The following is a 17,672-nucleotide window of genomic DNA, read 5'->3' as shown; positions in this document are numbered from 1 at the left end:
GAATGGTTCGCAGGGCCGCAGCGGCCCGGGGGGCCGGTTTCACGCGCCTGGCCACACGGGGACGCCTGACGGCGCGGGCCCGGCGCGGCTATGGTGCATTGCGAAAGTCGGCCAAAATCCGCTAAATTATAACTTTTTGGTCGCCCCCGGGCGCCACTTGCGTCGTGCGTCGCCACAAGCCGCGTCCGACCGCCCGCTTTTTCCAGTCTAGACAGCGCGCACAGACCGGCCGCTTTCCAGTTTTGATCCCGTCCCCCCGGCCGCAAGGCCAACCCAGGAACCGTGTCGTCGTGAAACCGATTCAGAAGTCGAACAAGCTGCTCAACGTCTGCTACGACATCCGTGGCCCGGTGCTCGAGCACGCGAAGCGCCTCGAGGAAGAAGGCCACCGCATCATCAAGCTGAACATCGGCAACCTCGCGCCGTTCGGTTTCGACGCGCCGGACGAGATCATCCAGGACATGATCCGCAACCTGCCGGCGTCGTCCGGCTATTCGGATTCGAAGGGCGTGTTCTCGGCGCGCAAGGCCGTGATGCACTACACGCAGGAAAAGGGCGTCGTGGGCGTCGGCCTCGACGACATCTACATCGGCAACGGCGCGTCCGAGCTCATCGTGATGGCGACCCAGGCGCTGCTGAACGACGGCGACGAAGTGCTGCTGCCCGCGCCCGACTACCCGCTGTGGACGGCGGCGGTGAGCCTGTCGGGCGGCACGCCCGTGCACTACGTGTGCGACGAGCAGAACGCGTGGATGCCGGATCTCGACGACATCCGCAGCAAGATCACGCCGAACACGAAGGCGATCGTCGTGATCAACCCGAACAACCCGACGGGCGCGCTTTATTCCGACGAATTGCTGCTCGAGCTGCTCGAGATCGCGCGCCAGCACGGGCTGATCGTGTTTGCCGACGAGGTCTACGACAAGATCGTCTACGACGGCCTCGAGCACACGGCGATGGGGGCGCTGTCGGAGGATGTGATCACCGTCACGTTCAACAGCCTGTCGAAGAGCTATCGCTCGTGCGGCTATCGCGCGGGCTGGATGGCCGTATCGGGCCTCGGCGGCGACAACCGCCGGCGCGCGAAGGATTACCTCGAGGGGCTCGGCATCCTGTCGTCGATGCGCCTGTGCGCGAACGTGCCCGGGCAGTTCGCGATCCAGACGGCGCTCGGCGGCTACCAGAGCATCAACGAGCTGATCGTGCCGAGCGGGCGCCTGTACAAGCAGCGCGAGCTTGCGTACGACATGCTGACGTCGATCCCGGGCGTGACCTGCGTGAAGCCGCAGGCCGCGCTGTACATGTTCCCGCGCCTCGACCCGAAGCTTTACCCGATCCAGAACGACCAGCAGTTCATTCTCGACCTGTTGCTCGAGGAGCGCGTGCTGCTGGTGCAGGGCACGGGGTTCAACTGGGCGACGCCGGACCACTTCCGCGTGGTCTTCCTGCCGAACCTCGACGACCTGACCGATTCGATCAACCGGATTGCACGCTTCCTCGACGGCTACCGCAAGCGCCATTCGGTGTGAGCGGGCAAGGCCACACGGAATTCACTACTTCTTACTCATCGATCACACGCAGCATGGAACCGATCAAAGTTGGCCTGTTGGGCTTCGGCACTGTGGGCAGCGGCACCTTCACGGTGCTGCGCCGCAACCAGGAAGAAATCAAGCGACGCGCGGGGCGCGGCATCGAGGTGGCGCGCATTGCCGTGCGCAACCCGGCCAAGGCGCAGGCTGCGCTCGGCGGTGACGCCGCCGTCGCGCAGATCACCGACGACTTCAACGCCGTCGTCGACGATCCGTCGATCGCGATCGTCGCCGAGATGATCGGCGGCACGGGCATCGCGCGCGAGCTCGTGCTGCGCGCGATCGCGAACGGCAAGCACGTCGTGACGGCAAACAAGGCGCTGCTCGCGGTGCACGGCACCGAGATTTTCGAGGCCGCGCGCGAAAAGGGCGTGATGGTTGCGTTCGAAGCGGCCGTCGCCGGCGGCATCCCGATCATCAAGGCGCTGCGCGAAGGCCTGACCGCGAACCGCATCCAGTACATCGCGGGCATCATCAACGGCACGACCAACTACATCCTGTCGGAAATGCGCGATCGCGGGCTCGACTTCGCGACCGCGCTGAAGGCCGCGCAGGAGCTTGGGTACGCGGAAGCCGACCCGACCTTCGACATCGAAGGCGTCGACGCCGCGCACAAGGCGACGATCATGAGCGCGATCGCGTTCGGCGTGCCGGTGCAGTTCGACCGTGCGTACGTCGAAGGCATCAGCAAGCTCGATGCGACCGACATCCGCTACGCGGAAGAGCTCGGCTACCGGATCAAGCTGCTCGGCATCACGCGCCGCGCCGAAAACGGCATCGAGCTGCGCGTGCACCCGACGCTGATCCCGGAAAAACGCCTGCTCGCGAACGTCGAAGGCGCGATGAACGCCGTCGTCGTGCACGGCGATGCGGTCGGCACGACGCTGTACTACGGCAAGGGCGCGGGCGCTGAGCCGACCGCATCGGCCGTGGTCGCGGATCTCGTCGACGTCACGCGCCTGCATACGGCCGACCCGGAGCATCGCGTGCCGCATCTCGCGTTCCAGCCGGACAGCCTGTCGAACACGCCGATCTTGCCGATCGAGGAAGTGACGAGCGGCTATTACCTGCGCCTGCGCGTCGCCGACCAGACCGGCGTGCTGGCCGACATCACGCGCATCCTCGCCGCATCGGGCATCTCGATCGACGCGCTGCTGCAGAAGGAGTCGGAGCAGGTCGACGACGCGAACGGCGAAACCGACATCATCCTGATCACGCACGAAACGGTCGAGAAGAACGTCAATGCGGCGATCGCGCAAATCGAGAGCCTCGCGACGGTCGTGTCGAAGGTGACGAAGCTGCGCATGGAAGCGCTGAACTGAGGACGGAAGGCGACATGAACTACATCTCCACGCGCGGCGCCGGCATCGGCGAGCGCCATACGTTCTCCGACATCCTGCTCGGCGGCCTCGCGAAGGACGGCGGGCTCTACCTGCCGGCCGAATACCCGAAGGTGTCCGCCGACGAGCTCGCCCGCTGGCGCGCGCTGTCGTACGCGGATCTCGCGTTCGAGATCCTGTCGAAGTTCTGCGACGACGTGCCGGCCGACGACCTGCGCGCGATCACGCGCCGCACGTATACGGCCGACGTGTACAGCAACACTCGCCACGGCGAGAACGCGTCCGACATCACGCCGCTGAAGACGCTCGGCACCGAGAACGGTGCGGCGCTGTCGCTGCTCGAACTGTCGAACGGCCCGACGCTCGCGTTCAAGGACATGGCGATGCAGCTGCTCGGCAACCTGTTCGAGTACACGCTCGCGAAGCACGGTGAAGCGCTGAACATCCTCGGGGCGACGTCGGGCGACACGGGTAGCGCGGCCGAGTACGCGATGCGCGGCAAGGCCGGCGTGCGCGTGTTCATGCTGTCGCCGCACAAGAAGATGAGCGCGTTCCAGACGGCACAGATGTTCAGCCTGCAGGATCCGAACATCTTCAACCTCGCGGTCGAAGGCGTGTTCGACGATTGCCAGGACATCGTGAAGGCCGTCTCGAACGATCACGCGTTCAAGGCGCAGCAGAAGATCGGCACGGTCAACTCGATCAACTGGGCACGCGTCGTCGCACAGGTCGTGTACTACTTCAAGGGCTACTTCGCAGCGACGCAGTCCAACGACGAGCGCGTGTCGTTCACGGTGCCGTCGGGCAACTTCGGCAACGTCTGCGCGGGCCACATCGCGCGGATGATGGGGCTGCCGATCGCGAAGCTCGTGGTCGCGACCAACGAGAACGACGTGCTCGACGAGTTCTTCCGTACGGGCGCGTATCGCGTGCGCAGCGCCGAGAACACGTATCACACCAGCAGCCCGAGCATGGACATCTCGAAGGCGTCGAACTTCGAGCGCTTCGTGTTCGACCTGCTCGGCCGCGATCCGGCGCGCGTGATGCAGCTGTTCCGCGATGTCGAGGAGAAGGGCGGTTTCGATCTCGCGGCGAGCGGCGATTTCGCGCGCGTCGCCGAGTTTGGCTTCGTGTCGGGCCGCAGCGGCCACACCGACCGGATCGCGACGATCCGCGACGTGTTCTCGCGCTACGACACGATGATCGATACGCACACGGCCGACGGCGTGAAGGTCGCACGCGAACATCTGGACGCAGGCGTGCCGATGGTCGTGCTCGAGACGGCTCAGCCGATCAAGTTCGGCGAGACGATCCGCGAAGCGCTCGATCGCGAGGCCGAGCGGCCGGCCGCATTCGACGGGCTCGAGGCGCTGCCGCAGCGCTTCGAGGTCGTGAAGGCCGACGCGCAGCAGGTGAAGGACTTCATCGTCGCCCACACGGGCGCATGACGCACGGCCGGGCCCGCGGGCCCGGCGGCGCAGGACGGCCGGAATGCCGATTCGTCGAACGGATCGGGGTTCCGGCCGTTTCGTTTGGCGCCCGGGCATTGCCTGTCGCGCGAAACAAGTGCCAGACCCGCACGTTCGCGCCGATCACAGTTTTCGCATGTCCGCCATATCGCGCGCCCGTGCGGCGGCGTCGCTACAATGACGTATTGACTCCAACGATCCCCGATTCCATCGATGTCGAACCCGAATCCCGCGGCGCCGCGCGCGCCGATGCTGTCGACCGCCGAGGCGCTCGCCGCGCTGCTCGATGCCGCGAAGCCGCTGCCCGGCGCGGAAACCGTCGCCACGCTCGATGCGCTCGGCCGCGTGCTGGCAGCCGACGTGAGCTCGCCGCTCGACGTGCCGCCGATGCATACCAGCGCGATGGACGGCTATGCGGTGCGCGTCGCCGACCTGCTGCACGGCGATCGGCGGTTGCCGGTGTCGCAGCGCATTCCGGCCGGTCATCCGGCTCAAGCGCTCGCGGCCGGCACGGCCGCGCGGATCTTCACCGGTGCGACGGTGCCGCCCGGCGCGGACGCGGTCGTGATGCAGGAGCAGGCGTCGGCCGACGGCGATGCGGTCGAGATCCTGCACACGCCGAAGGCCGGCGAGTGGATCACCGCGCAGGGTGCCGACATCCGGCAAGGGTCGGTGATCCTGCCGGCCGGCACGCGGCTCACGCCGCAGGCGCTCGGCCTGGCCGCATCGGTCGGCTGCGCGCAGCTGTCGGTTGCGCGGCGGATTCGCGTCGCGGTGTTCTTCACCGGCGACGAACTGACGATGCCCGGCGAGCCGCTGAAGCCCGGCGCGATCTACAACTCGAACCGTTTCACGCTGCGCGGGCTGCTGGAGCGGCTCGGCTGCCACGTGACCGACTACGGGATCGTGCCCGATTCGCTTGCCGCGACACGCGACACGCTGCGCGAGGCCGCGCGCGATCACGACGTGATCCTGACGAGCGGCGGTGTATCGGTCGGAGAAGAGGATCACGTGAAGCCGGCCGTCGAGTCCGAAGGGCGGCTCGCGCTGTGGCAGATCGCGATGAAGCCCGGCAAGCCGCTCGCGTACGGCGCGGTGCGCCGCGGCGACGAGCGCGCCGATGCGCACTTCATCGGGCTGCCCGGCAACCCCGTTTCGAGCTTCGTCACGTTCCTGCTGTTCGTGCGGCCGTTCCTGCTGCGCCTGTCCGGCGTGCGCGACGTCGCGCCGCGCGCGCTGTCGCTGCGGGCGGACTTCTCGCAGAGCAAGGGCGACCGGCGCAACGAATTCCTGCGTGCGCGGGTCAACGCGGCGGGCGGCCTCGACCTGTTCCCGAACCAGAGCTCGGCGGTGCTGACGTCGACGGTCTGGGGCGACGGCCTGATCGACAATCCGCCACAGCACGCGATCAGCGCGGGCGAGACCGTGCGTTTCATTCCGTTTTCCGAACTGCTGTCGTAACGCGACGGCTTCCCGAACCATGAAGATTCAGCTGAAATTTTTTGCAAGCGTGCGCGAGGCACTGGGCGTCGCCGACGAAGAGGCAAACGTGCCGGACAGCGTGACGACCGTCGGCGACGTGCGCGCATGGCTGCGCGTGCGCGGCGGCGCGTGGGCCGAGACGCTCGCCGAAGGGCGCGCGCTGCGCATGGCGTGCAACCACGAGATGACCGATCCCGACACACGGCTCACCGAAGGCTGCGAGGTCGCGTTCTTTCCGCCGGTGACGGGCGGTTGAGCTTTGCATGGGATCCGAGCAAGCGCTCAAGCGCTCACTCTGGTCGACAGGGGCAGATGATGGCAACAGTACGAGTCCAGGCCGGCGATTTCGATCTGAACGCCGAAGTCGCGGCATTGCGCGCGCGCAACCCGAAGATCGGCGCGGTGGCGTGCTTCGTCGGCACGGTGCGCGACCTGAACGAAGGCGATTCGGTCGCCGCGATGGAGCTCGAGCACTATCCGGGGATGACCGAGAAGGCGCTCGAGAAGATTGCGGCCGAGGCCGGCCGGCGCTGGCCGGGCATCGACGTCGCGATCGTGCATCGCGTCGGCAAGCTGCTGCCGCTCGACCAGATCGTGATGGTCGCGACGGTCGCGTCGCACCGCGGCGATGCGTTCGCGTCGTGCGAGTTCGTGATGGACTATCTGAAGACCGAAGCGCCGTTCTGGAAGAAGGAAACGACGCCGGACGGCGAGCGCTGGGTCGATGCGCGCAGTACCGACGACGCTGCGCTCGCGCGCTGGGGCGTCGAGTCGGGCAACACGCCGCGCTGAGCGCGGCATCCGGACAGGCGGTGCGGCCATGTGCCGCAGGTGGCGTTGCCGCCGGGCGTCGCGTATCGCCGTCGGTTACGCGTCCGGATCGATGCTGCGCCCGATGATCTTCGTCGGAAACGGTTCGCCGCGGGCGCGCGACGGCGGCGCGTGCGGATCGTCCCCCGCGTCGCGGCGGCGCGGCGCGATCGCGTCGAGCAGCGCCTGCTGCTCGGGCGGAATCTGATAGTCCCAGCCGAACCGGCTCAACTGCAGGCTCTGCGCGATCCGCAGTGCGGGCTCCATGAAGCGGATCGCCGCGGGCGGCGCGTAGCGCGTCTCGACGGTCTTCAGGAACAGCGCCAGCCAGCGGCTGAAATGGGCCGGCTCGATCCCGTCGAGCGGCTGATGCGCCTGCTGCACGTTGCCGCGATACCCCTTGGTGCCGAGCACGAGGCTCGACCAGAACGTCACCATCTTCGGCAGGTGGTCGTCCCAGCGGCCGGCCAGCTTCGCGTCGAACACGGGCCCCAGTAGCGGATCGGCGCGCACGCGATCGTAGAACGCGTAGACGAGTTCGCGGATGTTGTCTTCGGTCGGCTCGGCGTCGCGAGGGCGCGCCGGTGCGGTTTCGGGCGAGGCAGGCAGGGCAGTCATGGCAAAAAGGGCGGGTAGATCGGGGCGGCGACGGGCGGTAGCGTGGTGATCGGGGAGGACGCCGGTCGGATTTTGACGCAGAATAGCGTCCAATACCCCCTGAAAAACGTGTAACTGTCACGCATCTTATTGCGCGCACGCGATCCCGGCAACCCGGGGTGGCGGAACGGGGCCGTCAGCCGGCCCCGCGTGCATCGCGGTCGGCCCGGTTCACGTTATCGGGGCACGATCGATCATTTCCGTATTCGCCCATGAGACTCACTGACTACACCGACTATTCGCTGCGCGTGATGCTGTACCTTGCCGTGCGCGGCGAGGGGCTCGCGACGATCCAGGAGATCTCGGATGCCTACGGTATCTCGAAGAACCATCTGATGAAAGTCGTGCAGCAGCTCGGCGAGCTGGGATGGGTCGACACCGTGCGCGGCCGCAATGGCGGGCTGCGGCTGTTCCCCGAATCGCTGCAACTGACGGTCGGCGAGGTCGTGCGTGCGACCGAGAACGACTTTGCGCTGGTCGGCTGCTTTTCGGCTGACGGCAGCGACTCGCGCGGCTGCGTGATCGAGCCGCAGTGCCGGCTGAAGGGCGTGCTGGCGGCCGCGCGCGATGCCTTTTTCGCCGAACTCGATCGTCACACGCTAGGCGAACTGGCCGAGCCCGCGTCGCCGCTCGTGGCGCTGCTCGGCATCCGTCCGGTCGCGCTCGTGCGTGCCGCAACGTCGCCGGACGAAGCGCCGGCAGTTGCCGAACCGCCGTCCAAGACGCACTGACACGCGGGAGCCGCGCCCCGCGCGCCGACCGCGGCCCGTCCCCGGGCCACTTCCAGTCTATCCAGCAATTTTTGCGCTGAATCAACCCGAATTTCGCTTGAAAGCCGCATAACCATCCTCATCTTGGTGTTAATCGAAAATTGGAGGTCTCGACTAAATGAGAATCGACAAGCTCACCACCAAGTTCCAGGAAGCACTCGCGGACGCGCAAAGCCTCGCGGCAGGCCGCGACAATCAATACATCGAACCCGTTCACGTCCTCGCGGCGCTGGTCGCGCAGCACGACGGTTCCGCCCGCTCGCTGATGTCGCGCGCGGGTGTTCACGTGCAGGCGCTGCAAGGCGCGCTGAACGAAGCCATTTCGCGCCTGCCGCAAGTGACGGGCACGGGCGGCGACATCCAGATCGGCCGTGAACTGGCCGGGCTGCTGAATCATGCCGACAAGGAAGCGCAGAAGCTCAACGACACGTTCATCGCGAGCGAAATGTTCTTGCTCGCCGCGTCCGACGACAAGGGCGAGGCCGGCAAGCTCGCGCGTCAGCACGGCCTCACGCGCAAGGCGCTCGAAGCCGCGATCGCCGCGGTGCGCGGCGGCTCGCAGGTGCACAGCCAGGACGCGGAAAGCCAGCGCGAAGCGCTGAAGAAATACACGGTCGACCTGACCGAGCGCGCCCGTGCGGGCAAGCTCGACCCGGTGATCGGCCGCGACGACGAAATCCGCCGCTCGATCCAGATCCTGCAGCGCCGCACGAAGAACAACCCGGTGCTGATCGGCGAGCCGGGCGTCGGCAAGACCGCGATCGTCGAAGGGCTCGCGCAACGGATCGTCAACGGCGAGGTGCCGGAGACGCTGAAGGGCAAGCGCGTGCTGTCGCTCGACATGGCCGCGCTGCTCGCCGGTGCGAAGTACCGCGGCGAATTCGAGGAGCGCCTGAAGGCGGTGCTCAGCGACATCGCGAAGGACGAAGGCCAGACGATCGTCTTCATCGACGAAATCCACACGATGGTCGGCGCGGGCAAGGCCGAAGGCGCGATGGATGCGGGCAACATGCTGAAGCCGGCGCTGTCGCGCGGCGAGCTGCACTGTATCGGCGCGACCACGCTCGACGAATACCGCAAGTACATCGAGAAGGACGCCGCGCTCGAGCGCCGCTTCCAGAAGGTGCTCGTCGACGAGCCGAGCGTCGAGGCGACGATCGCGATCCTGCGCGGGCTGCAGGAGAAGTACGAACTGCACCACGGCGTCGACATCACCGATCCGGCGATCGTCGCCGCGGCCGAGCTGTCGCACCGCTACATCACCGACCGCTTCTTGCCCGACAAGGCCATCGACCTGATCGACGAAGCCGCTTCGAAGATCAAGATGGAAATCGATTCGAAGCCCGAAGAGATGGACAAGCTCGACCGTCGTCTGATCCAGCTGAAGATCGAGCGCGAAGCCGTGAAGAAGGAGCAGGACGAAGCGTCGCAGAAGCGCCTGCAGCTGATCGAGGAAGAGATCGATCGCCTTGGCCGCGAGTATGCGGACCTGGAAGAGATCTGGACCGCCGAGAAGGCCGCGGTGCAGGGCAGCGCCCAGCTCAAGGAAGAGATCGAGAAGGTGCGTGCGGACATCGCGCGGCTGCAGCGTGACGGCAAGCTGGAGAAGGTTGCCGAGCTGCAGTACGGCAAGCTGCCGCAGCTCGAGGCGCAGCTGAAGCAGGTCACGCAGGCCGAAGAGCAGGAGCAGCACAACCCGACGCGTCCGCGCCTGTTGCGCACGCAGGTCGGCGCCGAGGAAATCGCGGAAGTCGTGTCGCGTTCGACGGGGATTCCCGTGTCGCGGATGATGCAGGGCGAGCGCGAGAAGCTGTTGCACATCGAGGAAAAGCTGCACGAGCGCGTGGTCGGCCAGCATGAGGCGATCAGCGCGGTGGCCGATGCGATCCGCCGTTCGCGCGCGGGTCTCGCGGATCCGAACCGTCCGTACGGTTCGTTCCTGTTCCTCGGTCCGACGGGGGTCGGCAAGACCGAGCTGTGCAAGGCGCTGGCGTCGTTCCTGTTCGACTCGGAAGAGCACCTGATCCGCATCGACATGAGCGAGTTCATGGAGAAGCACAGCGTCGCGCGGCTGATCGGCGCGCCGCCGGGCTATGTCGGCTACGAGGAAGGCGGCTACCTGACGGAAGCCGTGCGCCGCAAGCCGTACAGCGTGATCCTGCTCGACGAGATCGAAAAGGCGCATCCGGACGTGTTCAACGTGCTGCTGCAGGTGCTCGACGACGGCCGCATGACGGACGGGCAGGGGCGCACGGTCGACTTCAAGAACACGGTCATCGTGATGACGTCGAACCTCGGCTCGCAGGTGATTCAGGCGATGACGGGTGCGCCGCAGGAAGAGATCAAGGACGCGGTGTGGCTCGAGGTGAAGCAGCATTTCCGCCCCGAGTTCCTGAACCGGATCGACGACGTCGTCGTGTTCCATGCGCTCGACCGCAGCAACATCCAGTCGATCGCGAAGATCCAGCTGGCGCGCCTGCACGATCGGCTCGCGAAGCTCGACATGGCGCTCGACGTGTCGGAAGCGGCGCTCGAACAGATCGGGAAGGTCGGCTACGATCCGCTGTTCGGTGCGCGGCCGCTGAAGCGCGCGATCCAGCAGGAGATCGAGAACCCGGTCGCGAAGCTGATCCTCGCGGGCCGCTTCGGTCCGAAGGACGTGATTCCGGTCGACGTCCACGACGGCAAGTTCGTGTTCGACCGCGTCGTGCACTGATCGCCTGCCAGCGGCTGCGTGCCCGGTTCGCGCCGGGCGCGCAAAAACAAACACCCCGCCTCGGCGGGGTGTTTGCTTATGGAGCGGCCGAACGGGCCGCCCGGTAGCGTGGCGTGCTTAGCCCTGCTTGTTGCCGCCGAACAGGCCGGCGAGCTGCGACAGCGAGCCGAGCACGTTCGACGTGTCGACCTGTGCCTGGCCGTCGGCCGGCACCGCGCCGTCCGGCGTCGCGTGGTTGACGACGTGCGGCAGCACCTGCGCGAGGACGGTCGACGCCATCGACGGGTCGACGCCGAACTTGCTTGCCAGCGCGCCGATCGCGTCCGAGCCGAGCACGTTCTGCAGCGCATCCGGCGAGATCGGCTGGTTCTGGCCGTTGCCGACCCACGAACCGATGATGTCGCCGGCGCCGCCTGCCTTGAACTTCTCGATCAGGCCGTTCAGGCCGCCCGGCTGGTTGTTGATGAATTCGAGCGCGGTCGTGATCAGCGCGCTTTGCGAGTTGCCGCCTGCCTGGCCGCCGATCAGACCGCCAACGATGTCGAGGAGACCCATGGTTCTTCACCTTCACTGAAAAGGGCGCCGTGACGACGGCGCCCGTTGAACGAATGCCGCGCGCACGCCGTCGCGCGCGCGGCGCACATCAGGCGCCCGACGCCGCGGCGGCGGAGGCTGCCTTGTCCTTCTTGCTCTTCTTCTTCGAACCCTTCGCCGCCTTCGCGGACGACGCCGCGGCCGGCGCGCTCGCGCCCGCGTCGGCGGATGCCGCCGCTGCGGCCGCTGCTTTTTCCTTCTTCGATGCGCGCTTGGCCTTGGCCGGCTTCGCCGCCGCATCCGGTGCGCTGGCCGCCGGGGCCGGCGCTGCAGTCGTCGTGCCGGCCGTCGCGGTCGTGGACGTCGACGCGGTGCCTGCCGTCGTCGTGGCCGGCGTGGTGGCCGGTGCGGTCGCGGCCGGCTTCGACAGCTTCACGCCCTTCGGCGGCGTCGACGAGCCGCCGATCGTCAGGCCGTTTTCCTCCAGATGCCCGACCGATTTCGTGCCGAGGCCCTTCACGCGGTTCGCGAGATCGTCGGCGTCCTTGAACGGGCCGTTCTTGGTGCGTTCGTCGATGATCGCCTTCGATTTCACGGGCCCGAGACCCTTCACGGATTCGAGCGCGGCCTGGTCAGCCGAGTTGACTTCGACGGCCGCGGCAAGGCCGGCGGCGAGCGACAGCGATAGCGCGACGAACAGCATCAGCAGCTTCTTCAGCATGGCAAAGGCTCCCTGGTTCTGACGGATGAATGGCTGTTGCAACGGACGGCGGGGCGAGATCCGGCCGGACGTCGCCGTTAAGCATAGGACAAATGCGTGCCCTTTTTAAGACAGGCTGACTGAATCTTGCTGAAGGCTTGCGGTGCTGTAAAGGCCGAAACCCGTGCCGGGCGCCGATTTTGACCATTCTTTACGGTGTCGCAGGGGCGCGCTGGGTGTCGTTGCACTGGCCGTTCGAAAGCGCTTGACTTAGAGTTGGCTCTAACTCTTAACCTTGTTTCTGCCATGTCGAAAACCGTATCCAAACCTTCCGCCGCCGGTCCGCTGACGATCGGACAAGTCGCCGAAATGACCGGCTTGTCGACGCATACGCTGCGGTACTACGAGCAGGCCGGGCTGCTGCGCGCGATTTCGCGCACGGCGGCCGGGCACCGGCTTTACGCGCCGGCCGACCTTGACTGGCTGGCCTTCGTGATGCGCCTGAAGGCGACCGGCATGCCGATCGCGCAGATGCAGGAATTCGCGGCGCTGCGTGCGCAAGGCGAGCCGACCTTCGGTGCGCGCCGCAGCCTGCTGGTCACGCATCGCGACGCGGTGCGCGCGCATCTCGCGGAGCTGCAGGCGAGCCTCGACGCGATCAGCGACAAGATCGCGTACTACGAGGCGCAGGAGCGCGAAGCGGAACGACGGGCAAACCCTTCTCACGCTATATCCGAACAGGACGGACACCATGGAACGACTCGCTGAAGACCGCTACACGCGCGGCTGGAACAAACTGAAGGAAATCGACGGCGAAGTGGGCGAACGCGTGATCGCGGCGCTGGCGCCGATCGCGCCGGATTTCGGGCGGCTGCTGGTCGAGTTCAGCTTCGGCGACATCTACAGCCGGCCGCAGCTCGATCTGAAAGCGCGCGAAATCGCGACAATCGCGGCGCTGGCCGCGCTCGGCAACGCGCAGCCGCAGTTGAAGGTGCATATCGAGGCCGCGCTGAACGTCGGCTGCACGCGCGAAGAGATCGTCGAGGTGTTCATGCAGATGGCCGTCTACGCGGGTTTCCCGGCCGCGCTCAACGCGCTGTTCGCCGCGCACGAGGTGTTCACGCGGCGCGACGAAGCGGCCGGCGAGGCCGGACAGGCGAACCAAGCGGCCGGGCAGGCTGCATGACCGCTGTCGCGCTCGCGCATCACGCGCGATGCGGCGCGACGATCCGGTGCTTCGCGATGCGCCGGTACAGCGTCGCGCGCGACATGCCGAGCGCCTTGGCGGCCGCGTCGGGCCGCCAGCGGTGCGCGGTGAGCGCCGCGACGATGCGGCCGCGTTCGTCGTCGGGCAGCGCACCCGACGGGGCGGCGCCGAGTTGCGCGGCGATGTCGGCGGGCAGGTCGCGCCGCGTCACGCGCGCGGCGTCGCACACCGCGCACGCATAGCGCAGCACGTTGCGCAGTTGCCGCACGTTGCCGGGCCACGCGTACGCCGCGAGCTGTTCGGCGAGCGTCGGATCGAGCGTGAGCACGTGGCCGGTCGCCTGCGCTTCCTCGGCGAACACGGTGGCAATCACGTCGCGCACGTCCGCGCGTGCGCGCAGCGGCGGCAGTTCGAACGTCGCGCCGCTCAGCCGGTAATACAGATCTTCGCGGAACGTCCCGTCGGCGACCATCCGCGCGAGATCGCGGTGCGTCGCGCAGATCACGTCGAGATCGACGCGCACGGGCGCATCGCTGCCGAGCGGCACGACTTCACCGTCGGCGAGTACGCGCAGCAGGCGCGTCTGCAACGCGAGCGGCATGTCGCCGATTTCATCGAGAAACAGCGTGCCGCCATCGGCGAGCGCGATCTTGCCGCGTGCGCCGTGCTTGCGCGCGCCGGTGAACGCGCCGGCCGCATAGCCGAACAGTTCGCTCTCGATCAGCGCTTCCGGCAGTGCGCCGCAGTTGACGGCGACGAACGGCCGCGCGCGCCGCGCACCGGCGTCATGGATCGCGCGCGCGAACACTTCCTTGCCCGCCCCGGTTTCGCCGAGCACGAGAATCGGCAGCCGCTTGCTCGCGACGCGCAGCGCGAGTTCCGCCTGTTGTGCGATATGCGTGTCGCTGCTGTGCAGGAACGGCGTCAGCGCGCCGACGTGACGTGGCGCGGCGCCCGCGCGGCGCGATACCGTGCCGGGCTCGCGGCCGGCACGCCGTAGCGGCGCCCGCAGGCGCGCATAGAGCGGGGCGCCCGTCGCGCGCAGCCGTAGCGCGACGATCGCATCGAGCCGCGCGGCGTCACGTAGCGGTATTTCGGTCGCATCGAAGATCTCGTCGATATGGCGCGGCTCGCGCAGTGCGGGCAGTGCGTCGCGGGCCTGACGGTTCGCGGCGACGATGTTGCCGCAGTCGTCGAACGCGATCAGCCACTCCGGCTGCGCTTCGACGTAGTGACGATTCGGATGCCCGAACAAGATCCAGTGCTGCGCGGTGCTGTGCACGAAGTAGCCGTCCTCGATCAGCGCCGCGCTCTGCCGCACGAGCTGGTAGACGAGGCGCTGGCTGTCGCGGCCGTCGGGCGAATGCACGGCCGACGCGTCGAGCACGCCGATCAGTTCGCCGCCCGGCGAGAAGATCGGCGCCGCGCTGCAGGTGAGCGTCGTGAATGCCGCGCGAAAGTGATCGGTCTTGTGCACGGTGATCGGCGCGAGATCGGTCAGCACGCTCGCGACGCCGCAGGTCCCTTCCTCGCTTTCCGACCAGCACGAGCCGATGTGCAGGCCCGCGTGACGGAAGTCGTTGCGGCGCTCGCGGTCGATCCGGTAATCGATCGTCACGCCGTGCGCGTCGGTCAGCATCACGCAGTAGTCGGCGACGCGAATCATGTCGTGCAGCCGCGTCAGGCACTGGCCCGACGCGCGCAGGAAGGCCTCTTCCTTGTCGCGTACTTCGCGCAGCTCGGCCGCGGTCAGCACGCGCGGGCCGATCGACGAAGCGGGGTCGAGACAATGACGCTCCAGCGAGCGTTGCCACGACGACACCAGCCGCTCGGAATCGGCCGGCGCGGGCAGGCGTCCGGCGAGCGCGCCGAGTACACGGTCGGCGTGCTGGGCCTGGGGGACGGCGTAGGGCATGGTCGGCTCCGGTTCCGTACGGCGGGGATATCGATGTCCTTGTAGCACATCCGGTTGCGCGGATCACATTGCATCGCAGCACGCGGCGCGCGTGAGACGTTCGTCTCACCGGCATCTCGCCGTGTCTCGCGCGGTTGAGACGTCCGCATGCGTGGCGCGCGGCGGTCGTCGGGCCTGCCGTGACGCGCGCCGCGCCGCGTGAACGCCGGTTTTGCGGGCGGCGCGGCGCGCATGCACAGGTGCCGCGGCCATCGCGTCGTCGCATCGACAGCGTGAGACGCAGGGATGGTTTCGCGAGGTGCCGCATCGTCGCAGCCGCGCATCCTGAACACGCGTCAGCCCGCCGCGCCAGCGTGTGCGCGGGTTTCACGGTCACCGCAGTGACGATGGCACGCCGCTTGCAGAGATCACGGGCAAGCCGATGCGGTCGCGTTGGCGACGACGATCCGCTGCCCGTCGATGGCAGCGGACGAAACCGGCAGGGCTGGACGAAGCGCCGATGCGCCGATGCCGGCCCGGCCAACTGGATGGAGACGAACCCGTGACGACGCCCGTTACCGTCGGCGTGATCGCGAACCCCGCATCGGGGCGCGACATCCGCCGCCTCACGACGCATGCCTCCGTGTTTCCGACGGCCGAGAAGGCGAACATGATCGTGCGCCTGCTGGCCGGCCTCGGCGCGATGGGCGTCGAGCGCGTGCTGACGCTGCGCGACCGTACGGGCATCGCGACGCTGCTGCTGCGCGCGATCGATACGCATCGCGCGGTCGCGCCGCACGAACGCTGGCCCGAGGTCGAATTCGTCGACCTGCCGATTACCGATTCCGTCGCCGACACGCAAGCCGGCGCCGCGTACCTGCACCGGATGGAAGTCGCGCTGCTCGTCGTGCTCGGCGGCGACGGCACCCATCGCGCGGTGGCCGCGCATTGCGGCGCGACGCCGCTCGTCGCGCTGTCCACCGGCACCAACAACGCGTTTCCCGAACATCGCGAGGCGACCGTCGCCGGCGTCGCGGCAGGGCTTGCCGCGACCGGCGCCGTGCCGGCCGAAGTTGCATTCGTGCGCAACAAGCGGCTCGTCGTGCGCTGCGTGGCGGGCGCGCAGCCGGGGCGCGAGGAAATCGCGCTCGTCGACGTGTGCGCCGCGCGGCAGCGCTTCATCGGCGCGCGCGCGATCTCCGGATCCGACGACATCGATTCGCTCTACCTGACGTTCGCGGAGCCGGACGGTATCGGCCTGTCCGCCCTCGGCGGCGCGTGGGCGCCGCTCGAGCGCAGCGCGCCGCACGGGCTCGCGATGCGCTTTGCGGAAACCGGCAAGACGGCCGGCACGCCGCTCGTCGCGCCGATCGCGCCGGGGCGTGTCGATCGCGTCGTGATGCGCAGTTGCGAGCGGCTCGAACCGGGCACGTGGCAGGCGATTCCGTTCGAACGCGGCACGCTCGCGTTCGACGGCGAGCGCGAGATCGAGGTGGCGCGCGGCGACCATTACGAGATTTCGCTCGACTGGCGCGGGCCGCTGACGGTCGATGTCGGCCGCACGTTGCGCTACGCGTCTTCGCGGCAATTGCTGCGCGACGCCGGCGCGTGGCACGACTGAACATCCGGTTTGCGCACAGCATTTCGTCATCCATAACGATCGTCAAGGAGACATTGCCATGACAGCCCCACTCGAAGGACAGGTCGCCATCGTCACCGGCGGCGCACGCGGCATCGGCCGCGGCATTGCGCTGACGCTTGCCGGCGCAGGCGCCGACATCCTGCTGGCCGACCTGCTCGACGACGCGCTCGACGCCACCGCGCGCGAGGTGCGCACACTGGGCCGCCGGGCGGCGGTGGCGAAGGTCGACGTGACGCAGGCCGCCCAGGTCGAGGCAATGGTTGCACAGGCACTCGCCGAACTCGGCGGGCTCGACATCCTCGTGAACTGCGCGGGCGTGATCAGCATTCATCCGGTTGCCGAACTGACCGAGCGCGACTGGGATTTCGTGATGGACGTGAATGCGAAGGGCACGTTCCTCGGCTGCCGTGCGGCGCTCGCGCATCTGAAGGCGCAGGGGCGTGGCCGGATCATCAACGTCGCGTCGATCGCCGGCAAGGAAGGCTTCCCGGATCTCGCGCACTACAGCGCATCGAAATTCGCGGTCGTCGGCTTCACGAACGCGCTCGCGAAGGAGCTCGCGCGCGATGGCGTGACCGTCAACGCGATCTGCCCCGGCATCGTCCGTACCTACATGTGGGACCGGCTGTCCGACGAATGGAAGACCGACGGCGAAACGGTCGAAGCGTCGTGGCAGCGGCACCAGTTGGCGTTGATCCCGCAGGGTCGCGCGCAGACGCCCGAGGACATGGGCCGGCTCGCGCTGTTCTTCGCGACGATGGACAACGTGACGGGCCAGGCCGTGAACGTCGACGGCGGCTTCACGTTCCACTGACGGCCGCCGGCCGTGTAATCCGTCGCCGTGGCACCGCCTCGGCGGCAT

At 67.7% G+C, this 17,672-nt stretch carries 16 protein-coding genes; 12 read left to right on the top strand and 4 right to left on the bottom strand.

All coding sequences use genetic code 11. The annotated features are described in order from the left end of the window. Positions 1–290: 290 nt before the first annotated feature. The 6 genes from BLA15945_RS30470 to BLA15945_RS30445 all read left to right on the top strand — a co-directional run bounded on the left by BLA15945_RS30470 (position 291) and on the right by BLA15945_RS30445 (position 6,672). Positions 291–1,529 (top strand): pyridoxal phosphate-dependent aminotransferase, encoded by a 1,239-nt coding sequence (locus BLA15945_RS30470; protein WP_059233980.1) that lies wholly within the window; start codon positions 291–293, stop codon positions 1,527–1,529. A 53-nt stretch (positions 1,530–1,582) separates the two neighbouring features. Continuing rightward, positions 1,583–2,911 carry a homoserine dehydrogenase gene (locus BLA15945_RS30465; RefSeq protein WP_059233981.1) on the top strand — a complete coding sequence of 443 codons (1,329 nt, stop codon included), beginning with the start codon at positions 1,583–1,585 and terminating at the stop codon, positions 2,909–2,911. A 14-nt stretch (positions 2,912–2,925) separates the two neighbouring features. After that, a complete protein-coding gene (gene thrC / locus BLA15945_RS30460) occupies positions 2,926–4,377 on the top strand; it encodes a threonine synthase (protein WP_059233982.1) in 1,452 nt (483 codons plus the stop codon). Positions 4,378–4,611: 234 nt separating this feature from the next. Next, entirely contained in the window at positions 4,612–5,859 is a 1,248-nt protein-coding gene (locus BLA15945_RS30455) for a molybdopterin molybdotransferase MoeA (protein ID WP_174994137.1), read from the top strand. 19 nt (positions 5,860–5,878) lie between these two features. Next, positions 5,879–6,136, top strand: coding sequence for a molybdopterin converting factor subunit 1 (gene moaD, locus BLA15945_RS30450; protein ID WP_012328655.1), 258 nt, complete (start codon positions 5,879–5,881; stop codon positions 6,134–6,136). 59 nt (positions 6,137–6,195) lie between these two features. After that, the gene (locus tag BLA15945_RS30445) at positions 6,196–6,672 is read left to right on the top strand and encodes a molybdenum cofactor biosynthesis protein MoaE (RefSeq protein WP_174994136.1); all 477 of its coding nucleotides are present in this window, start codon (positions 6,196–6,198) and stop codon (positions 6,670–6,672) included. Between the two features lie 75 nt (positions 6,673–6,747). Here the strand turns inward: BLA15945_RS30445 and BLA15945_RS30440 are convergent, their stop codons facing one another. Then, complete coding sequence (locus BLA15945_RS30440) at positions 6,748–7,308, bottom strand: group III truncated hemoglobin (protein ID WP_059233983.1); 561 nt, start codon at positions 7,306–7,308, stop codon at positions 6,748–6,750. A gap of 251 nt (positions 7,309–7,559) precedes the next feature. Here BLA15945_RS30440 and BLA15945_RS30435 point away from each other — a divergent pair, with 251 nt between their 5' ends. Further along, the gene (locus tag BLA15945_RS30435; protein ID WP_059233984.1) at positions 7,560–8,078 is read left to right on the top strand and encodes an Rrf2 family transcriptional regulator; all 519 of its coding nucleotides are present in this window, start codon (positions 7,560–7,562) and stop codon (positions 8,076–8,078) included. Positions 8,079–8,235: 157 nt separating this feature from the next. Then, positions 8,236–10,833 (top strand): ATP-dependent chaperone ClpB, encoded by a 2,598-nt coding sequence (gene clpB / locus BLA15945_RS30430; RefSeq protein ID WP_174994135.1) that lies wholly within the window; start codon positions 8,236–8,238, stop codon positions 10,831–10,833. 117 nt (positions 10,834–10,950) lie between these two features. Here clpB and BLA15945_RS30425 read toward each other — a convergent pair whose 3' ends face one another. Further along, complete coding sequence (locus BLA15945_RS30425; RefSeq protein WP_059233986.1) at positions 10,951–11,388, bottom strand: YidB family protein; 438 nt, start codon at positions 11,386–11,388, stop codon at positions 10,951–10,953. 88 nt (positions 11,389–11,476) lie between these two features. Further along, the gene (locus BLA15945_RS30420) at positions 11,477–12,088 is read right to left on the bottom strand and encodes a ComEA family DNA-binding protein (protein WP_174994134.1); all 612 of its coding nucleotides are present in this window, start codon (positions 12,086–12,088) and stop codon (positions 11,477–11,479) included. Positions 12,089–12,373: 285 nt separating this feature from the next. On the opposite strand from BLA15945_RS30420, the gene BLA15945_RS30415 reads away from it, so the two are divergent. Both BLA15945_RS30415 and BLA15945_RS30410 read left to right on the top strand, forming a co-directional pair. Then, entirely contained in the window at positions 12,374–12,835 is a 462-nt protein-coding gene (locus BLA15945_RS30415; RefSeq protein WP_174994133.1) for a MerR family transcriptional regulator, read from the top strand. Beyond that, complete coding sequence (locus BLA15945_RS30410; protein ID WP_059233989.1) at positions 12,819–13,253, top strand: carboxymuconolactone decarboxylase family protein; 435 nt, start codon at positions 12,819–12,821, stop codon at positions 13,251–13,253. Before BLA15945_RS30415 ends, BLA15945_RS30410 begins: the two co-directional genes overlap by 17 nt. Positions 13,254–13,272: 19 nt before the next feature. On the opposite strand, the gene BLA15945_RS30405 is transcribed toward BLA15945_RS30410, so the two are convergent. Continuing rightward, entirely contained in the window at positions 13,273–15,189 is a 1,917-nt protein-coding gene (locus BLA15945_RS30405) for a sigma-54-dependent Fis family transcriptional regulator (RefSeq protein WP_174994132.1), read from the bottom strand. Positions 15,190–15,730: 541 nt separating this feature from the next. Here BLA15945_RS30405 and BLA15945_RS30400 point away from each other — a divergent pair. Then, positions 15,731–16,789, top strand: coding sequence for an ATP-NAD kinase family protein (locus BLA15945_RS30400; RefSeq protein ID WP_174994131.1), 1,059 nt, complete (start codon positions 15,731–15,733; stop codon positions 16,787–16,789). Positions 16,790–16,847: 58 nt separating this feature from the next. Next, positions 16,848–17,624: an SDR family NAD(P)-dependent oxidoreductase gene (locus BLA15945_RS30395; protein WP_059233992.1), complete on the top strand. Its 777-nt coding sequence runs from the start codon at positions 16,848–16,850 to the stop codon at positions 17,622–17,624. Positions 17,625–17,672: the final 48 nt, after the last annotated feature.

Source organism: Burkholderia arboris, from assembly GCF_902499125.1.
Classification (GTDB): domain Bacteria; phylum Pseudomonadota; class Gammaproteobacteria; order Burkholderiales; family Burkholderiaceae; genus Burkholderia; species Burkholderia arboris.
Note: the sequence above shows the minus strand (reverse complement) of the source record. Positions and strands in the feature narration are given on the sequence as shown.